The organism is Aquidulcibacter sp., from assembly GCF_020253525.1.
Taxonomy (GTDB): Bacteria; Pseudomonadota; Alphaproteobacteria; order Caulobacterales; family Aquidulcibacteraceae; genus Aquidulcibacter.
Genome location: NZ_JADCBK010000157.1, coordinates 1 through 15,955 on the forward strand (window position 1 = coordinate 1; position 15,955 = coordinate 15,955).

11 protein-coding genes are annotated in these 15,955 nt (G+C 57.6%); 6 read left to right on the plus strand and 5 right to left on the minus strand.

What is annotated here, in order from left to right:
- Positions 1–84 precede the first annotated feature (84 nt).
- Genes IOB61_RS15800 through IOB61_RS15810 form a run of 3 tightly spaced genes read left to right on the plus strand, consistent with a single transcriptional unit; the run spans position 85 to position 5,376 of the window.
- Positions 85–756 carry a TetR/AcrR family transcriptional regulator gene (locus IOB61_RS15800; protein WP_157893735.1) on the plus strand — a complete coding sequence of 224 codons (672 nt, stop codon included), beginning with the start codon at positions 85–87 and terminating at the stop codon, positions 754–756.
- Positions 746–2,113: an efflux RND transporter periplasmic adaptor subunit gene (locus IOB61_RS15805; RefSeq protein WP_290818788.1), complete on the plus strand. Its 1,368-nt coding sequence runs from the start codon at positions 746–748 to the stop codon at positions 2,111–2,113. Before IOB61_RS15800 ends, IOB61_RS15805 begins: the two co-directional genes overlap by 11 nt.
- An 11-nt stretch (positions 2,114–2,124) precedes the next feature.
- Positions 2,125–5,376 (plus strand): efflux RND transporter permease subunit, encoded by a 3,252-nt coding sequence (locus tag IOB61_RS15810; RefSeq protein WP_290818790.1) that lies wholly within the window; start codon positions 2,125–2,127, stop codon positions 5,374–5,376.
- Positions 5,377–5,446: 70 nt separating this feature from the next.
- Here the strand turns inward: IOB61_RS15810 and IOB61_RS15815 are convergent, their stop codons facing one another.
- Together IOB61_RS15815 and cysK are read right to left on the minus strand one after the other, a co-directional pair.
- Positions 5,447–6,898, minus strand: coding sequence for an AMP nucleosidase (locus IOB61_RS15815; protein WP_290818792.1), 1,452 nt, complete (start codon positions 6,896–6,898; stop codon positions 5,447–5,449).
- 96 nt (positions 6,899–6,994) lie between these two features.
- Positions 6,995–7,969 (minus strand): cysteine synthase A, encoded by a 975-nt coding sequence (cysK, locus tag IOB61_RS15820; RefSeq protein ID WP_290818793.1) that lies wholly within the window; start codon positions 7,967–7,969, stop codon positions 6,995–6,997.
- Between the two features lie 154 nt (positions 7,970–8,123).
- On the opposite strand from cysK, the gene IOB61_RS15825 reads away from it, so the two are divergent.
- Together IOB61_RS15825 and IOB61_RS15830 are read left to right on the plus strand one after the other, a co-directional pair.
- On the plus strand, positions 8,124–9,629 hold the full coding sequence (locus tag IOB61_RS15825; protein WP_290818795.1) for an ATP-dependent RecD-like DNA helicase: 1,506 nt from the start codon (positions 8,124–8,126) through the stop codon (positions 9,627–9,629).
- Positions 9,630–9,668: 39 nt separating this feature from the next.
- Positions 9,669–10,397: a phosphatase PAP2 family protein gene (locus IOB61_RS15830; protein ID WP_290818797.1), complete on the plus strand. Its 729-nt coding sequence runs from the start codon at positions 9,669–9,671 to the stop codon at positions 10,395–10,397.
- Here IOB61_RS15830 and ppc read toward each other — a convergent pair whose 3' ends face one another.
- Positions 10,398–13,079 carry a phosphoenolpyruvate carboxylase gene (gene ppc / locus IOB61_RS15835; RefSeq protein ID WP_290818799.1) on the minus strand — a complete coding sequence of 894 codons (2,682 nt, stop codon included), beginning with the start codon at positions 13,077–13,079 and terminating at the stop codon, positions 10,398–10,400.
- Positions 13,080–13,195: 116 nt separating this feature from the next.
- On the minus strand, positions 13,196–14,260 hold the full coding sequence (locus tag IOB61_RS15840; protein ID WP_290818801.1) for a CoA ester lyase: 1,065 nt from the start codon (positions 14,258–14,260) through the stop codon (positions 13,196–13,198).
- 94 nt (positions 14,261–14,354) lie between these two features.
- On the opposite strand from IOB61_RS15840, the gene truA reads away from it, so the two are divergent.
- Entirely contained in the window at positions 14,355–15,113 is a 759-nt protein-coding gene (gene truA, locus IOB61_RS15845; RefSeq protein ID WP_290818803.1) for a tRNA pseudouridine(38-40) synthase TruA, read from the plus strand.
- A 3-nt stretch (positions 15,114–15,116) separates the two neighbouring features.
- Here truA and IOB61_RS15850 read toward each other — a convergent pair whose 3' ends face one another.
- Positions 15,117–15,866, minus strand: a complete 750-nt coding sequence (locus IOB61_RS15850; protein WP_290818805.1) for a chorismate mutase — start codon at positions 15,864–15,866, stop codon at positions 15,117–15,119.
- Between the last annotated feature and the right edge of the window lie 89 nt (positions 15,867–15,955).

A 15,955-nucleotide genomic window follows, 5' to 3' on the forward strand; every position in this document is an offset into this window, starting at 1 on the left:
AAATGATGTTTTTTCGTTCCACCGCTTGACCTCGGGAGCAAGGCCGCATAATGCGAACGAACGTTCGCTATCGGAATAGGACTTATGTCGCGCACCGTCAACCCGTTGAAAGCTGAGATCAGACGTCGAGAGATCTTGGATGCAGCTCAAGCTTGCTTTGAGCGGCGCGGGTTTCATGCGACCTCCATGGATCAGATTTGTACCGAAGCGAATATTAGCCCAGGTGGTCTCTATCGCTATTTCCCTTCCAAAGAGGCGATTATTGCCGCCATGGCAGATGATGAGCGCCGCACGGCAACTTTGGCTTTTGCCGAAGTGCGGGCTTCTGACAATTTTTTGTTGGCACTTTCAGAGCTGTGCGAGAAATTTGCGGAGGCTTATGCCGAGCCTAATCGGGCGGCCTTTGCCGCAGAACTGATGGCCGAAGCGGTGCGTAATCCTAAGTTCGCCGCGGTGGCGCGCGAAGCTGAAACCAAAATCCGTACCGAAATCACAGCTTTGCTGCGCGCGGGACAAGAATTGGGCCATGTCGAACCCACATTGGACCCGGCCGAAGCTTCGGCGGTTCTGATGGCGGCGGCAGATGGCTTGGGCCTGCGTATGACCTTTATGAACGACTTCACGGCGGAAGAAGCCGCCCAAGCGCTGAAGAATTTGGTTCTGCGCTACCTCAATCCGGCTTCTACCCCAATTCAAATTCCCTCCCCTACCAAAAACTCGGTAAAAAAGCCGATTGGAGCTTCTAATGACGCGTAAAATCCAAGCTGTATCCTTGGCGCTAATCCTTGCCACATCCTTGGGCTTGGCTGCGTGCGGCAACACAGGTGACGCAAAAAAAGGCGAGGATGCGAAGAAGACGTCTGAGGCCAAGAAAAAGGAAGGCGGCCGCATGCCGCAGGCCGTGTCTGTCGCGCCTGTCGAAGTTAAAAACTTCATTGGCCGTCTGGTGGTCGCAGGCCAAGTTCAGGCCGTGCAAGAAGCCCGCGTCTTTCCAACTTCTTCCGGCGCGCGCGTTATTCAGATCATGGCCGATGCGGGTGACCGTGTTGTTGCTGGCCAAGCCTTGGCCCGCCTCGACGCCCGCCAAGTCAATGCTGATAGCGAATTGTTAGCCGCTCAAGTGCGCCGCGCCCGCACATCCTTGGCCGAAGCAGAAGTTGGTCTGACGGCCGCGCGCCAAAACTTGACCCGCGCAGAAACAGGCCCGCGCGAAACCGCGCTCGACACCGCTGCAGCTCAAATTGCTTTCGAGCAAGCAGAGGCTGAATATCAACGTGCGCTCTCGATTAAGGGCGAAGGGGCGCTTTCGGTTGAGCAATTGGAAGCGCGCCGGGCCGCAGCCCGCGCCGCTGAAGCCCGGTTGCGTACCCAAAAGGGCGATATCAATGCGTTGCTCGATAGCCGTCGCCAAGCCGTTGCCCAAGCAGCAGCCCGTGTCGGTGCGGCGCGTGCAGATTTGGAAGTGGCCATTGCCCAGCAAGCCCAATCGAATTCGCGTCAAAACAACGGCTTGATTACTGCCCCGGTCGCCGGTCAAGTTATCTCCCGCTCGGTCAATGTTGGCGAAATCGCCGGTTCAACCGGCCAGCCGATGTTTGTCATTGTCGCCAATGACGCTTTGGAAGTAGCCGCTGAAGTTCCTGAGTCTGAAATCAGCCGTCTCAGCCTCGGTATGGCGGCAGAGTTTAACGCACCTGACGGCTCGGTGGTGACCGGGTCTTTGCGCCGCCTGCCAGCCCAAATTGATCCGCAACGCCGCACCGGTCTGGCCCGCTTCACCTTGGCACCGAACCCAGCGGTGAAGTCCGGCGTGTTTTTGACGGGCAATGCCTCCTCCCAGCCACGCTCGGTAACAGCCGTTCCTGCCACTGCATTGGTTTATGGACGTGACGGGGCTTCGGTCTTTGTCCTGCGAAACGACAACACGGTCACCAAAGTCAAGGTTGCACTGGGTGCGCGCGAAGGGGCTTCGGTTGAATTGATTAGTGGCCCACCGGCAGGCTCCATGGTCGTTACCGCTGGCTCTGCCTTCTTGGCAGAAGGCGAGAAGATCAACCCGATTAAGGCCGCCGCCAAGGCGCCGGCTCAACCCGCAACTCCCCCCAAGAAGTGAGGTAAGTCGTCATGCGCAATATTTCCTCTTGGGCCATCAAAAACCCAATCGCCCCGATCCTCTTATTCTTCATGCTCACCATCATGGGCATTGGGGCCTTCTTTAAGCTGCCGATCAACTCCAACCCAGACATTGAATTCCCGGCCTTTACGGTTTCAGTCGGTCTTCAAGGCGCCGCACCAAGCGAACTTGAAAATCAGATTGCCACAAAGGTCGAAGGGGCTTTGGCCTCGATTGAGGGCGTCAAAAAAATGACGACCACCTTGGTCACGGGTAGCTCAAACACGTTTGTTGAACTGCAAATCGGCACGGATATCTCAAAAGCGGTGGACGATGCGCGGGCCGCAGTTTCGCAAATCCGTTCAGACCTTCCAGATGGGATTACTGAGCCGCAAGTCGCTCGGATTGATTTTAACGACCAAGAGCCCTTGGCAATTTACTCGGTGCGTGGTCCTGACATGCCGGCCGAAGATATCTCTTGGCTGATCGACCGGGAATTTAACCGCCAATTGTTGGCGGTTAAAGGCGTTGGCCGGGTGGAACGTTGGGGCGGCGCAAACCGCGAGATCACCGTAGATTTGGACCCCGCGCGCCTGACCGCTTTTGGTGCGACTGCAGCACAAGTCAGCCGCGCGTTGCGCAGTCAGAACATCGACCTGCCAGCAGGCAAATCAGAGTCTGGCGCGGGTGAGCAAACCATTCGCGCCTTGGGTTCTGCCAAGACAGTTGAAGAATTACGCAAAACGCCCATCGTCTTAAGTGGCGGCCGCGTTGTCCGGCTTTCTGATATTGCCGATGTCCGCGACGGATCGAGCGAATTACGCGGCATTGGCCGCTTCAACGACCAACCTGTTGTGATGTTCCAAGTTTTGCGTTCCAAGACCGCGAGTTCCTTGAAGGCCTATGATGCCGTCAAGCTGAAGATTGAGGAATTGCGCAAGGCCTATCCAAACCTCATTATCGAGCCTGTCTTCACTCCAACCGACTATGTTCAGGAAAGCTTCGACATGTCGATGGAGACATTGTTTGAAGGTGCCTTGTTGGCGACCTTGGTGGTTGCGGTCTTTTTGGGTGGATGGCGACCCGTTATCGCCGCGGCCGCTATCATTGGTTTTGGTCTGGTTGGTCTTGCGTGGGTGCTGAAAACTACCACGGGCGTCGTTATTTCAAAAACAGCGCTTCTCGCCATTGGCACAGTTATTCTAGGGATCGTAACTTTCGTCATCAAAGACGGGCGAGCGACATTCTTAGCGGCCATCGCCATTCCTTTGTCGACCATTCCAACCTTCTGGGTGATGAGCTTGTTGGGCTTTACCCTCAATGATGTGACGCTCTTGGCGCTTGCATTGGTGGCCGGCATCTTGGTTGATGACGCGATTGTGGAAATCGAAAACATCATTCGCCACATCCGGATGGGCAAGTCCCCTTATTCGGCCGCCTTGGAAGCCGCCGACGAAATTGGTTTGGCGGTGGTGGCAACCACGGCCACGATTGTAGCCGTATTTGCGCCTGTATCGTTCATGACCGGTATCGTTGGACAATTTTTCAAGAGCTTCGGTTTGACCGTGGCCGTAGCGGTGTTGTTCTCGCTTTTGGTCGCACGTCTCATCACCCCCTTGTTGGCGGCCTTTATTCTCACACGGTCACCGCCAGAGCACGAGGGTGAAGCAGGTAAACGCTATATCGACTTCCTCGAAATGGCTTTGCGGAACCGGTGGAAGACGGTTGGCGTCGGCCTTGCTGTCATGGCGGTGTCGATTGCCATGCTCAGCTTGGCACCCAAGACCTTCACGCCAACGATTGACCAAGGCTTCGTGCAAATGCGCATCGACTTGCCGCCAGGTCTCTCGCCTGACGAAGCCGACGCCCGGGCGCGCGAAGTTGCCGGTCTCGTGATGGATCGGCCTGAAACCAAATCGGTTGTGCAGAGCGTCAACGGCGACTTGACCGGCGCGACTTACTTCATCTCGCTTGTTGATCGCAAAGAGCGTGACATTTCCCAGCAGGCATACGAGAGCGAACTTCGAAAAACCGTTGGCATGGTGCCCGGTATCCGCGCCCGCTTTGGCGGTGGCTGGGGCTCTGGCGGTTTGTCGATCAATTTGACCTCTGATGACCCAGACGCATTGGCGGCTGCGACCCAGCGGGTCATGAATGAAATGCGGAAAAAGCCTTGGGCCGTTGATTTACGTTCCTCAGCCGACTTAACCCGACCCGAGCTGCATATCGTGCCGAAGCGGGAAGAGGCGGCACGCCTTGGGGTGTCGATTGCTGAAATTGCAACGGCATCGCGCTTGGCGACAACGGGCGATATTGAGCTCAACCTTGCCAAGTTCAATGCAGGGGAGCGTCAGATTCCAATTCTGGTGCGTTTGGCGCGGGAAAACCGGGCCGATATCGAAGCCATTGGGGCCTTGCGCGTCAATACAGCCAGCGGTGACACTGTACCTTTAAGTGCCGTGGCCGACATCCAGTTCGGTGGTGGTGAAGCTCGCATTACGCGGGAAGACCGCCAGCGCGTGGTGACGATTTCGTCTGGTCTAGCCCCAGGCAAGCAGCTTGGCCCTGCCTTGCAAGAGTTGCAGAAGGAAGACTTTTACAAGAATCCAGGCCCCGGTGTGAAAGTGAAGCCAGACGGCGACGCTGAAGAATTGGGCGACATGTTCGGCCAGTTTGCAGGTGCCATCGGCCTTGGCATCTTGCTGATCTACTGCGTGCTGGTGCTGTTGTTTAAAGACTTCCTACACCCGATCACCATTCTGTCGGTCATCCTATTGGCCCCAGCTGGTGCCTTCATCGCGCTTGGCCTCGTCAAAGAGCCGCTGTCCCTGCCGGTGATGATTGGCCTCTTGATGCTGATCGGGATCGTGATCAAAAACTCAATCCTGCTCGTCGACTTTGTGATTGAAGCCCAGCATCGTGGCGTGCCGCGTCATGAGGCCTTGATCGATGCGGCGCGCAAACGGTCACGCCCCATCGTCATGACCACGATTGCCATGATCGCGGGTATGGTGCCTGCTGCTCTGACCACAGCTGGTGCCGGTGCGTTCCGGCACGGGATGGCGATTGCGGTGATCGGTGGTTTGACCCTGTCGACGGTCTTGAGCCTGATCTTCGTTCCGGCAGTCTACACCTTGATCGATGACCTCGACCAAAAGGTGAAGCGCTTCTTCTCCAAGGTGCCTACAGTTACCAGCGAAGAAAAGGCGATTGCCTTGAAAGAGGAAGTCGAACGCCGCGCCAGCCAAGCAGCTGCGGAATAAGCGGTATCCGGCGCACACACCAAAAGGGGCCCCGCATGGGGCCCCTTTTTCGTTTTGAGTATCGAAAGGATCAGCGGAAGGGCGGCTCGTCAAAGCTGCGCAGCTTGCGCGAGTGCAGCACCACCCCATCGAGGCGCATCTTTTCAATCGCCGCGATACCAATCTTCAAATGCTCGCCAATGGCGCGCTCATAGAAGATGTTAGCCGTGCCGGGGAGCTTGATCTCCCCATGCAAGGGCTTGTCGGAGACACACAGCAAGGTGCCATAAGGTACGCGGTGGCGGAAACCTTGGGCGGCAATCATGCAGCTTTCCATATCGACGCCGATCGAGCGCGAGATATTGATCAAGCGCCGTTCCCGGCCCCAATAAAGCTCCCAGTTCCGGTCCGAGAAGCTCACCACCGTACCGGTCCGCAGACGACGCTTCAGGGCTTCGCCGCTTTCGCCAGTTACTTCCATGGCGGCCTGTTGAATCGACATTTGCACTTCGGCAATTGGTGGAATGGGAACGTCAGCCGGCAAGATGCGGTCAAGCACTTCGTCCTTGCGCAAATAGGCGTGCGCCAAAACATAGTCGCCAATGCGTTGGCTCTGCCGCAGGCCACCGCAATGGCCCACCATCAACCAGCAATGTGGGCGTAGAACGGCCAAATGGTCGGTGATATTTTTGGCGTTCGAAGGGCCCACGCCAATATTGACGAGGGTAATGCCTTGGCCGTCTTTGGTCGTGAGGTGATAGGCCGGCATTTGATATTTGCGCCATGGGCTGGCCGCAACGCGTCCTTCTGGATCATCGTCCAGATTAGAGGCGTCAATCGTTACCCCGCCCGAACAAATCAAGGAATCATAGCGCCCGCCTTGGCGGATTTGGTCAATTGCCCAGCGCACAAATTCGTCGACATAGCGCGCATAATTGGTGAACAAGATCCAGGGCTGGAAAGAACGCCATTCCGTGCCGGAATAATGGGTCAGGCGTTTCAGCGAGTAATCGACCCGCAGACCGTCATAGAGGGCAAGCGGTCTGGGCTGGCCTTGAACGATTTCAAACTCGCCATCGACAATTTCGTCGCCGACGGCAGTCAATTGCGGGGTCGGGAACCAGCGCGCCAATTCCTGTGGCGGCACATCACCGACGCCAAGGTCGGTTACGCCATCAATCACATAGGAATAGGGCATCTCGGCATCGGATAGGCCGACTTCAACCGTCGCCCCATATTCGCCAACCAAGGGCTCGAGATTTTCAAGCAGATACTCGGTGAATAAAGCCGGATGGGTCACCGTGGTTGTATAGACGCCCGGCGCATTAAACTTCGCATAAGCGCGTTGTGACACGGGCGGTGGACCGTCCGGGGCGTAAGTTACGCGGACTTCGGGATAACGAAAGCGCGCCCGCTCTTCTGGTGTGGGAGGGACCCGGGTTTGAACAAACCGGGCGAGGGCATCGTGCAGGGCCTGAACGGAAGCTGCGTGGATGTCTTGAAGCCTATCAATCGCTTCTTGTGGAGATTTGCATGGAAACATGGCCACATCTGGCTGTTTGATGCCCGCTTGTCAATCTCATGAGTGTGACAGTGGCGGCCCGCGACTTCAAATCCACGTCGCGGACCGCCAGTTGGTTTAGCCAATCCCGTCAAAAAGGGCCGACGAAATATAGCGCTCGGCAAAGCTCGGCACGATGAAGACAATGCGCTTCCCGGCATATTCGGGGCGCTGGCCCAGCTTGATTGCAGCAGCCAAATTTGCCCCTGTCGAAATCCCGCCAGGCACACCTTCGGTCCGGGCGAGGTCACGGCTAAAGTCAAAAGCCTCTTCATTGGTGACGGTGATAACTTCATCAATCACAGAGCGGTCCAAGACTTCGGGAACAAAGCCCGCGCCAATGCCCTGAATTTTGTGTGGTCCGGGCGCGCCACCCGATAAGACAGGGCTGCCAGCAGGTTCTACCGCCACGATTTGAATGCCGGGATGGCGTTGCTTCAGGATTTGACCGACGCCGGTAATGGTGCCGCCGGTGCCCACGCCCGCGACAAAGGCATCGACTTTGCCCTCGGTATCGATCCAGATTTCCTCTGCCGTGGTGCGGCGGTGGACGGCTGGATTGGCGGGGTTCACAAATTGGCCTGGAATCAGGGAGTTTGGCGTTTCTTCAACCAATTGCTTGGCGCGCGCCACTGCGCCCTTCATCCCTTCAGCACCCGGTGTGAGGACCAGTTCGGCACCAAGGAAGGCCAACATTTTGCGCCGCTCCAGCGACATTGTCTCAGGCATGACCAAGATCAGGCGATAGCCGCGTTGGGCCGCCACAAAGGCCAAGGCAATGCCCGTATTGCCCGAGGTCGGCTCTACCAAGACAGAGCCCTCCTTTATCAAGCCGCGGCTTTCCAATTCCTCGATCATCGACACGCCAATGCGGTCCTTCACCGAGGCGATGGGGTTGAAGAATTCCAGCTTGCCCAGAAGTTCAGCCTTTACGCCATACTTGGCAGCGATCTTGTCTAGGCGTACCAAAGGCGTTGCGCCGATTGTCTCTGTAATGTTCGAGAAAATCCGGCCTTGTGCGCGTGTCGCGGGGCTAGCTGCGTCTTGGGTCATGTTTCGTCCTCACTTGTGTCCGTGCGTATAACACAGGAGGTGCGACTTCGGCGTGCGAGTTACAAGTTAGAATTTCTAATCGATACATATTGGCGCAGTGTCTGCTTGACGCAGCAGGCGCACCCACCGAAGGAAGAGGTTGAAAAGGTCACACGTGAAAACAGTGCGGGAAATGGCATTGCGGGGCGGAATTGCGCGTCTGGTAGATACCGGAAGCGGCTTTTCGGCTGTGCTGATCCGCAATGGGACCATCGTTGCCAAAGTCGATGATGCCGATGGGGCTATGGCCATGGCGCGACTGCAAGGTGGGCACGGGCGGATTGAAAGCCCGGCAAAAGCCGTCGCCCACTCGCTTGATGATGGTCCTTATCGCGAAGTGGCAGAGCGGATTGAAAAGGCCGAAGGCGGCGTCTTTCTAACGGGCCGCGCCGGGACCGGCAAAACCACCTTCCTCAAAGCCTTTATGGATGAGACAGACCTTAAAGCCGCGATTGTTGCCCCTTCTGGCATTGCGGCACTGAATGCTGGGGGCCAAACCATCCATTCCTTGTTCAAGCTTCCACCAGCGATGATCCAGCCGCAAGATGTGCGTCGCGTCCGCGAAGGGCGGATGTTGAAGGCGCTCGACCTTCTGGTGATTGACGAGATCTCCATGGTGCGCTCGGACCTAATGGATGCAATTGACCGGTCCATGCGGCTCCATCGGGGTGTGCCCAGACCCTTTGGCGGCGTGCGCCTCTTATGCGTCGGCGATAGCGCACAATTGCCACCTGTTGTGAGCCGTGAGGATGAGCCCATCCTGGAGCAATGGTTTGGCGGGCCTTATTTCTTCGATGCGCCGTCGGTTAAGGCACTTTCGTGGACTTCGATTGAGCTCTGTCAGGTGTTTCGCCAATCCGATGCCGCTTTCCTCGGCTTGTTGGACCGGATGCGGCGTGGACGGCCGACGATGGAGGATGCTGAGCTTTTGGACTCCCGCGTGGTGGGTGAACCCCCGCCCTTTTCTGACAAGGATGGCGATGGGGCCATCGTGCTGACCACCACCAATGAAGCGGCTCGCCGGATTAATGACCTGGAGATGGCGCGCCTTTCAGGCCCGGAAGCTTCTTATGGGGCCAAGGTAGAAGGCCAGTTTGATGAGCGCATTTTCCCAACCGACAGCGATCTTGTGTTGCGGGTTGGCGCGCGGGTTATGCTGTTGCGCAATGATCCCGACAAACGCTGGGTCAATGGCACGTTGGCGACGGTGGTGGACCTTGGCAAAACTTCTGTCTTTGTTCGCATTGGTGGCCGTGTGCATGAGATTGAGCCCGCCGACTGGGAGCGTTATGTGTACGAGCCCGATCCAGAGGGCGTACCACAGCGCAAAGCGGTGGGTGTGTTCCGGCAAGTGCCGCTGCGGCCCGCTTGGGCCTTGACCGTCCATAAAGCCCAAGGCCTGACCTTTGACGCTGTCCATGTCGACTTTGGGCGTGGGGCCTTTGCCCATGGTCAGACCTATGTTGCGCTGTCTCGCTGCCGCACTTTGGAGGGCTTAACACTGTCGCGCCACTTGCGCAGAACCGATGTTCGGGTCGATGATGCGGCCTTCGCCTTTGCAGATAGGGCGGTCTATGCCGATCTTGGCGCGTTTCGGGTTGGCCGGATTGAGCAGGATTAGGCCAGTCAGGGTGCACGGATCGCGCCCAAAGGAGTTCTGATGTTCATGCGTTTCCCATCCTTTGCCCGCCCGTCTTTAAGCTGGGCGCTTGCCGGCTTCATGCTGACGTCGGCGGTCATCAGCTGCGCCCGCGCCGACGACATCAAGGGTTATCTGCCCACAGCGGTTGCGGTCGCCAATTTCCCTGCCGCTCCAGCTCCTGGCTCTAAAGCAGACCAAGATGACCGTGCGGCTGCCCTCGATCTGCAAGCCAAGCGCACGCCCGAGCGGGTCGCGCTTGCCCAAGCCGATCAAAAGCTGGAAGTCTTTTCCGCCTTTGGCACGGTGCTCGGCCCACAGGTGACGGCAGAGAGCGCCCCAAGCCTTGCCCGCCTAATGGCCCGTGCTTCGCGCGACGTTGGCGCAACGGTTCTTCCCTTTAAAGAGCTTTACAAGCGCCCCCGCCCACCCTTGGCCGACCCAGCCGTGGTGCCTTGCGTCCGTTTACCGGAAAATGGCTTGAACTCTTACCCCTCTGGCCACGCCATGTGGGGCGCGATGGTCGGCACACTCTTGGCAGAACTCGCCCCCTCAAAAGCAGAGGCCTTTAAAGCACGGGGTCGCGACTATGGCCTCAGCCGTGCCGTGTGCGGCGTGCATTACCCCAGCGACGTTGCCGCAGGCCAAGCCCTCAGCGCCGCGCTTTTGGCGGAATTGCGCAAGGATCCTGCCTTCAAAGCGGACTATGAGGCCGCAAAGGCTGAGCTCGCAGCTCTGATAAAGCCCTAATCAGCCCGTATTGCGCAGGCCGGCGGAAATGCCGTTAATCGTCAATTGAATGCCTTTTTTGACGGTTTCGGCCTGCGCTTCGTCTTGGCCTGCGCGCAATCGCTGGATCAATTTCACTTGCAACAGATTCAACGGATCGAGATAGGGCATGCGTAGGCTGATCGAATGGGCAAGCGCCGGATTATTGCCCACCAATTCCGCCCGCCCGGTCACAAGCTCCAAGGCTTCCAATGTCTTATGCCATTCCGCTTCAATGCGGGCGAAAATGGCCTTTGCCATCTCTTGATCGTCCACCAACTCACTATAGCGGCGCGCAATCTCTAGATTGGCTTTGGCTAGGACCATTTCGATGTTGGAAACAAGATTGGCGAAATAGGGGCTGGATTGATAGAGCGCCTTGAGCTCTCCCGCTGCCGATGCACCCACGGCTTCTTGATACCCCGTAATAGCACTACCAAAGCCATACCAACCCGGCAGGTTGACGCGGGCTTGTGACCAGCTGAACACCCACGGAATGGCGCGCAAATCTTCAATGCGACCTGAGGCGGTGCGGGCCGCAGGACGGCTGCCAATCTTGAGGTCCACAATCTCCTTTAACGGGGTCGATTGGTGGAAATAGCGTGCAAAATCAGGTGTATCATAAACAAGGCTGCGATAGGCTTTAAAAGCCAAATCACTTAAGCGCGGCATGATCCGGCTTAAGGCTTCTTCTTGTGCTTGGTCGACTGGATGTAGTGCCGCCTCAAGGCTTGCCCCCACCAAGGTTTCCAACGACACCCGCGCGCTATCTGGATGGCCATACTTTGAGGAGATAACCTCGCCTTGCTCGGTCACCGACAAGCCCGATTCCATGCTGCCAGCAGGCAGTGCGGCAATCGCATCGCGCGAAGATCCGCCGCCCCGACCAATCGAGCCGCCGCGACCGTGGAAGAAGCGCATGGTCACGCCCAATTCCTTGCCCAAAGCGACAAGCCGCCCAATAGCCCCGCGCACTTCCCAATTGGCCGTCAAATAACCGCCATCCTTATTGCTGTCGGAATAGCCAATCATCACTTCTTGCACCGGATTGGTCGCAGCACGCGCGCGGGCGACTTCTGGCAAGGTCAGCCAAGTCCGCATGATGGCTTCGCTGGCCTGCAAGTCTGCAATGGTTTCAAACAAGGGGGCGATGGCAATTTGCGGGCTGGGATCGGGCGATACTGCAAACAGCCCACCTTCTTTCAGCAAGAGGGCCACTTCCAAAAGATCAGACACACTGTCAGTCTTGGAGACGATGACGCGCCGCAAGACTTCCTCGCCCACTGCGGTGCGGATGGCCCCAGCTTGCCAAAAAACTTCCAATTCTTTCAGCGTTTCTGCGCCATATTTGGCATAAGGTGTGGTTAGATTACGGGGCGAACGCCATTGTGCGCGCAACAGCTCAATGCGGGCTTCCTCGGACAGGCTCGCATAATCGGCTTCAATACCCGCAGCGGCCAGTAATTCGCCAATCGTGCGTTCATGCACGTCTGAGTTTTGGCGCAATTCCATCTGGGCGAAGTGGAACCCAAAGACTTTCACGCCGGTGATCAAGCGCGCGAGACGTCCATCGGCGACATCGCCTGCGGCATGGGCCCGCAAAGACTCGCCGACGATCTCAAGATCGGCAATCAATTCGCTGGGGCCTTGATAGGCTAAGGCCTCCAAATCGGTCGGTCGGGCAGGGGGTCTTTTGGTAATCGCCTGATAGGTTGCGGCCAGACGGGCATAAATGCCCCTAATCGCCTGCCGATACGGCTCGTCTGCGCGATGGGGGGAGGCATCGTGCCCGGCTTCTGCCAAGCGCGCCAAATCGGGTGACACGGAGGTAAGTTCAGTCGAAATCGACAATTCGCTGCCCAGTTGGTGCAATTCTTCAAGAAAAGAGCTCAACAGCAGGCTCGCATGCGACATCACCGCATGGGTCAGGGTTTGGGCATTCACGAAGGGATTGCCGTCGCGATCGCCACCAACCCAAGAGCCAACCCGCAAAATCCCCGGCAATTCCGTGCCCAAACGCCGTTCCAGCCGACGGATAAGGTTGGGCATCTCTTTCAGGAAGGAACGACCCAAAACGCTCGCGACATTGGCGATTTCGTCAGCCACTTCAATGCGTTCCCCCCGCAGCACGCGGGTTTGCCACAAAAGCCGGATTTCGCGGCGTAACCGCTCCACCCGCATATCGCGCCCATCGACGAGATCAATCCGCGCATCCAATGTGTCAGAGATCGCAGCTTCGCGGTCCAGCACGCTTTTGCGGCGCACTTCGGTGGGATGGGCGGTGAGGATGGGGGCTATGACCATTTTGGACAACACGTCAGACACATGCGCCACGGTCAGGTCTGGCCGCGTGTTTAAGAGTGCCAACGGGTCTTGGCGCACGGCTTGGGTACGGCTGACATAGTCATCAGCCAGATTGGCCAATTGCGAAAAAACGCAAAACCCGTGGATGAAGACAAGCGTTTCATCCAGCTCTAGCCCATCCAGCAAGCTGACGGTGGCCCCTTGCGGTGCTTGGCCGCGATATTCGCGCACCGATTCTGCGCGAATGGTTTCAATGGCCTCAAACAGGGCGTCGCCATGCTGGTCCTTGATGACCTCCCCTAACAGGGCACCTAAGTCTTTGATTAAGTCGCGGGCGGACGCAGGATTGGTATCGGGCATGCCGCCATTTGACGGCAAGTTTCCTTAAGGGCAAGGGCATGACTGCGTTGCCCATTGGTACAGCTGCAGCCGCCTTTGGGGCGAGCATTGGCTGCCCGCCCGACAGGCAGGGCCAACTAAAAGCCGTAGGCTGCGGCCATATCTGGATCCTTGGCGGCGACCAGTTTGGCGCTATCGACCATGACTTTGGCTTGCTTCCAGGTCGCGTCATCCTGCATTTTGCCGTCCAGCATGGCCACGCCGCTGCCATCGGGCATGGCTTCTAGGATACGCTTGGCAAAGGCGACTTCGGCGGGATCGGGGCTGAAGACTTTCTTCGCAATGGCAATTTGGTCTGGGTGGAGAGACCATGCCCCCGCACAGCCCATGATGAAGGCGTTGCGGAATTGCTGTTCGCAGGCCTCAAGGTCCTTAATGTCGCCAAACGGGCCGTAGAAGGGTTTGATACCGGCAGTTTGGCAAGCATCGACCATTTTTGCGAAGGTATAGTGCCACAAATCCTGCTGAACGCTGACCCGGGCGCTGCCGTCCGCATGGGGGTCTTCCACCACGCGATACCCCGGATGACCCCCGCCCACGCGGGTTGTCTTCATCGCGCGGCTGGCGGCTAAATCGGCAGGGCCAAGGCTGATGCCCTGCATGCGGGGGCTGGCTAAGGCAATTGCATCCACATTGGCCACGCCTTCAGCGGTTTCCAAGATCGCGTGCAATTGGATCGGGCGGGTGACGCCTGCTTTAGCTTCTAATTGGGCAAGCAATTGATCCAGATAGTGAATATCCCAAGGTCCTTCGACCTTGGGCACCATGATGACATCCAGTTTGTTGCCAACAGCGGCGACGATTTCCATCACATCGTCCAGCATCCAGGGGCTATTTAAGCAATTGATGCGAGTCCACAGGCCCGTGCCCATCGCGGCAAAATCTGTCGCGCGCGCCATATCGATAAAGCCAGCACGTGCGGCTTCCTTCGCGTCTGCCGGGATCGCATCTTCCAAATTGCCCAGAATAACGTCCACGCCCTTGGCAATCTCTGGCACTTTGGCGCGCACTTTTTCCAGATGTGGCGGCACGAAATGGATCATCCGCTCCACCTTGATCGGCAGGTCACGGTAAGGCGCAGGCGCACCAATGGCGAGGGGCTTGAAGAAGGCGCGGGGAGTTTTCATGAGCATGAGTTCCATATTTTGATTTTTCTCTGCGCTAGGCTGACCAAGCCAAAAGGTCAACGCAGCAAGGGGGTTCGCAAGCGGCTAAATGCTGCGCTAAACGCTTCTGATGCAGCGTTGGAAACTGACCCTTGAGTATGACGGCACTAATTTCGCTGGTTGGCAAAGCCAATCGGACGGGAAAGGCGTGCAAGATACGGTAGAGCGCGCCATTGTGGCGATTGAAGGCGAATTGCGCCGTACCCATGCCGCCGGGCGCACAGATCGGGGCGTGCATGCCACTGGCCAAGTTATCCATGTCGATCTTGCCAAGAATTGGGCCCCGTTCCGCTTGCAAGAGGCGTTGAACGCGTGGCTCCGCGACTTGGGTCCGGTTTCGGTGCGCGAGGTTGAGGCCGTGCCCGATAGTTTCCATGCGCGATTTTCCGCCCAAGCCCGCGGTTATTTGTTCCGGATGGTCGACCGCCGCCCGCCTTTGACCTTGGAACTCGGCCGCGTGTGGCGCGTCTCGCAGGATCATGATGTCGACCGAATGCAAGAAGCGGCCAATTATCTTCTGGGCACGCATGACTTTACCACGTTCCGCGATGCCGATTGTCAGGCCAAAAGCCCCATCAAGACTTTAAGCCGATTTGAGTTGCGCCGCGTTGAAGGCGTCTTCGGGCCAGAGATTCAGGCCCGCGTGCAGGCGCGATCTTTCTTGCATCGCCAAGTCCGTTCCATGATGGGGACATTATCGGAAGTGGGGCGCGGGAAATGGAGCCCCGAAGATGTTCGCGATGCGTTGGAGGCCCGGGACCGTAAGCGGTGTGGCCCAGTAGCACCAAGCGACGGTCTTTATCTGACCGACGTCTTCTATGATCTGTAGCGTTTAGGCTAAAGCAAAACAGCCAATCAGGCGGACGCCATTTTCTAACGGCGCGTCAGGCGCAATGAAACCCGCGACTTGGATTAAGGCTAGTTCTCCCCGCTCGCTCAAACATGTGCCAGCATGTTTTTCCAGCGCTGCTTTCGGGCCCGCGAGCAGACTGATGTCACCGCCCGATGCTTCCGGCACCCGGTTGGCCAATAGTAAGGAAGCCGGTGCGCCTTGGGTCACAATTTGTGGGCTTGCCGCACATACATGCACACCTGCCAAGCGATCATCTAACAAATCAGCCCACCAACTTTCCCGCTCCCCCGGCCAAGGCAAGCAGGCGATGGTTCTTGCCCCGTGTTTTGCGGCCAGCAACGCTTCGGATGCTGATAAGATGCGCGTCTCACTGGCTGATCCAAACGCCAGTTTCGCCCAGGGGGCTGCTTCCAAAGTGGTCACGACATCCAGCCCACCTTGGGCGGCGAGATTGGCGGAAATCAGCGCCCGCCACACGGCTGCTGCTAAGGCCGGATCAAGGTTTGGCTCTCGTGCTATCAGCCCGCGCAGAATGTCGATCTCGCGCGCGGGACGCCACCCAAACCCAGAATCGCCAGCCGCCTTTTTGGCTTCTGCAATGGCGCGCGCCAGGCCCGAGCGTTGCGCAATCAAGCGTGCCAATTGCCCGTCAATGGCATCAATCGCCTCCCGCAGGGCCGTCATATCGGTGGGTGAAGGGGCAGACGAACTTGGTGCGGGCATATTCATGCCTCAACCATGGTGAAAAAACCTTGTTTGCGCAAGATAATTGCCTGAATTTGGTCAATGTCAGCAGCCACCCTCCCGCAATTCATTCG

What these genes read in the sequence shown, in the direction of transcription:
- IOB61_RS15800 (WP_157893735.1), top strand. Translation starts at nt 85, where the DNA reads ATGTCGCGCACCGTCAACCCGTTGAAAGCTGAGATCAGACGTCGAGAG.
- IOB61_RS15805 (WP_290818788.1), top strand. Translation starts at nt 746, where the DNA reads ATGACGCGTAAAATCCAAGCTGTATCCTTGGCGCTAATCCTTGCCACA.
- IOB61_RS15810 (WP_290818790.1), top strand. Translation starts at nt 2,125, where the DNA reads ATGCGCAATATTTCCTCTTGGGCCATCAAAAACCCAATCGCCCCGATC.
- IOB61_RS15815 (WP_290818792.1), bottom strand. Translation starts at nt 6,898, where the DNA reads ATGTTTCCATGCAAATCTCCACAAGAAGCGATTGATAGGCTTCAAGAC.
- cysK (WP_290818793.1), bottom strand. Translation starts at nt 7,969, where the DNA reads ATGACCCAAGACGCAGCTAGCCCCGCGACACGCGCACAAGGCCGGATT.
- IOB61_RS15830 (WP_290818797.1), top strand. Translation starts at nt 9,669, where the DNA reads ATGTTCATGCGTTTCCCATCCTTTGCCCGCCCGTCTTTAAGCTGGGCG.
- ppc (WP_290818799.1), bottom strand. Translation starts at nt 13,079, where the DNA reads ATGCCCGATACCAATCCTGCGTCCGCCCGCGACTTAATCAAAGACTTA.
- IOB61_RS15840 (WP_290818801.1), bottom strand. Translation starts at nt 14,260, where the DNA reads ATGGAACTCATGCTCATGAAAACTCCCCGCGCCTTCTTCAAGCCCCTC.
- truA (WP_290818803.1), top strand. Translation starts at nt 14,355, where the DNA reads ATGCAGCGTTGGAAACTGACCCTTGAGTATGACGGCACTAATTTCGCT.
- IOB61_RS15850 (WP_290818805.1), bottom strand. Translation starts at nt 15,866, where the DNA reads ATGAATATGCCCGCACCAAGTTCGTCTGCCCCTTCACCCACCGATATG.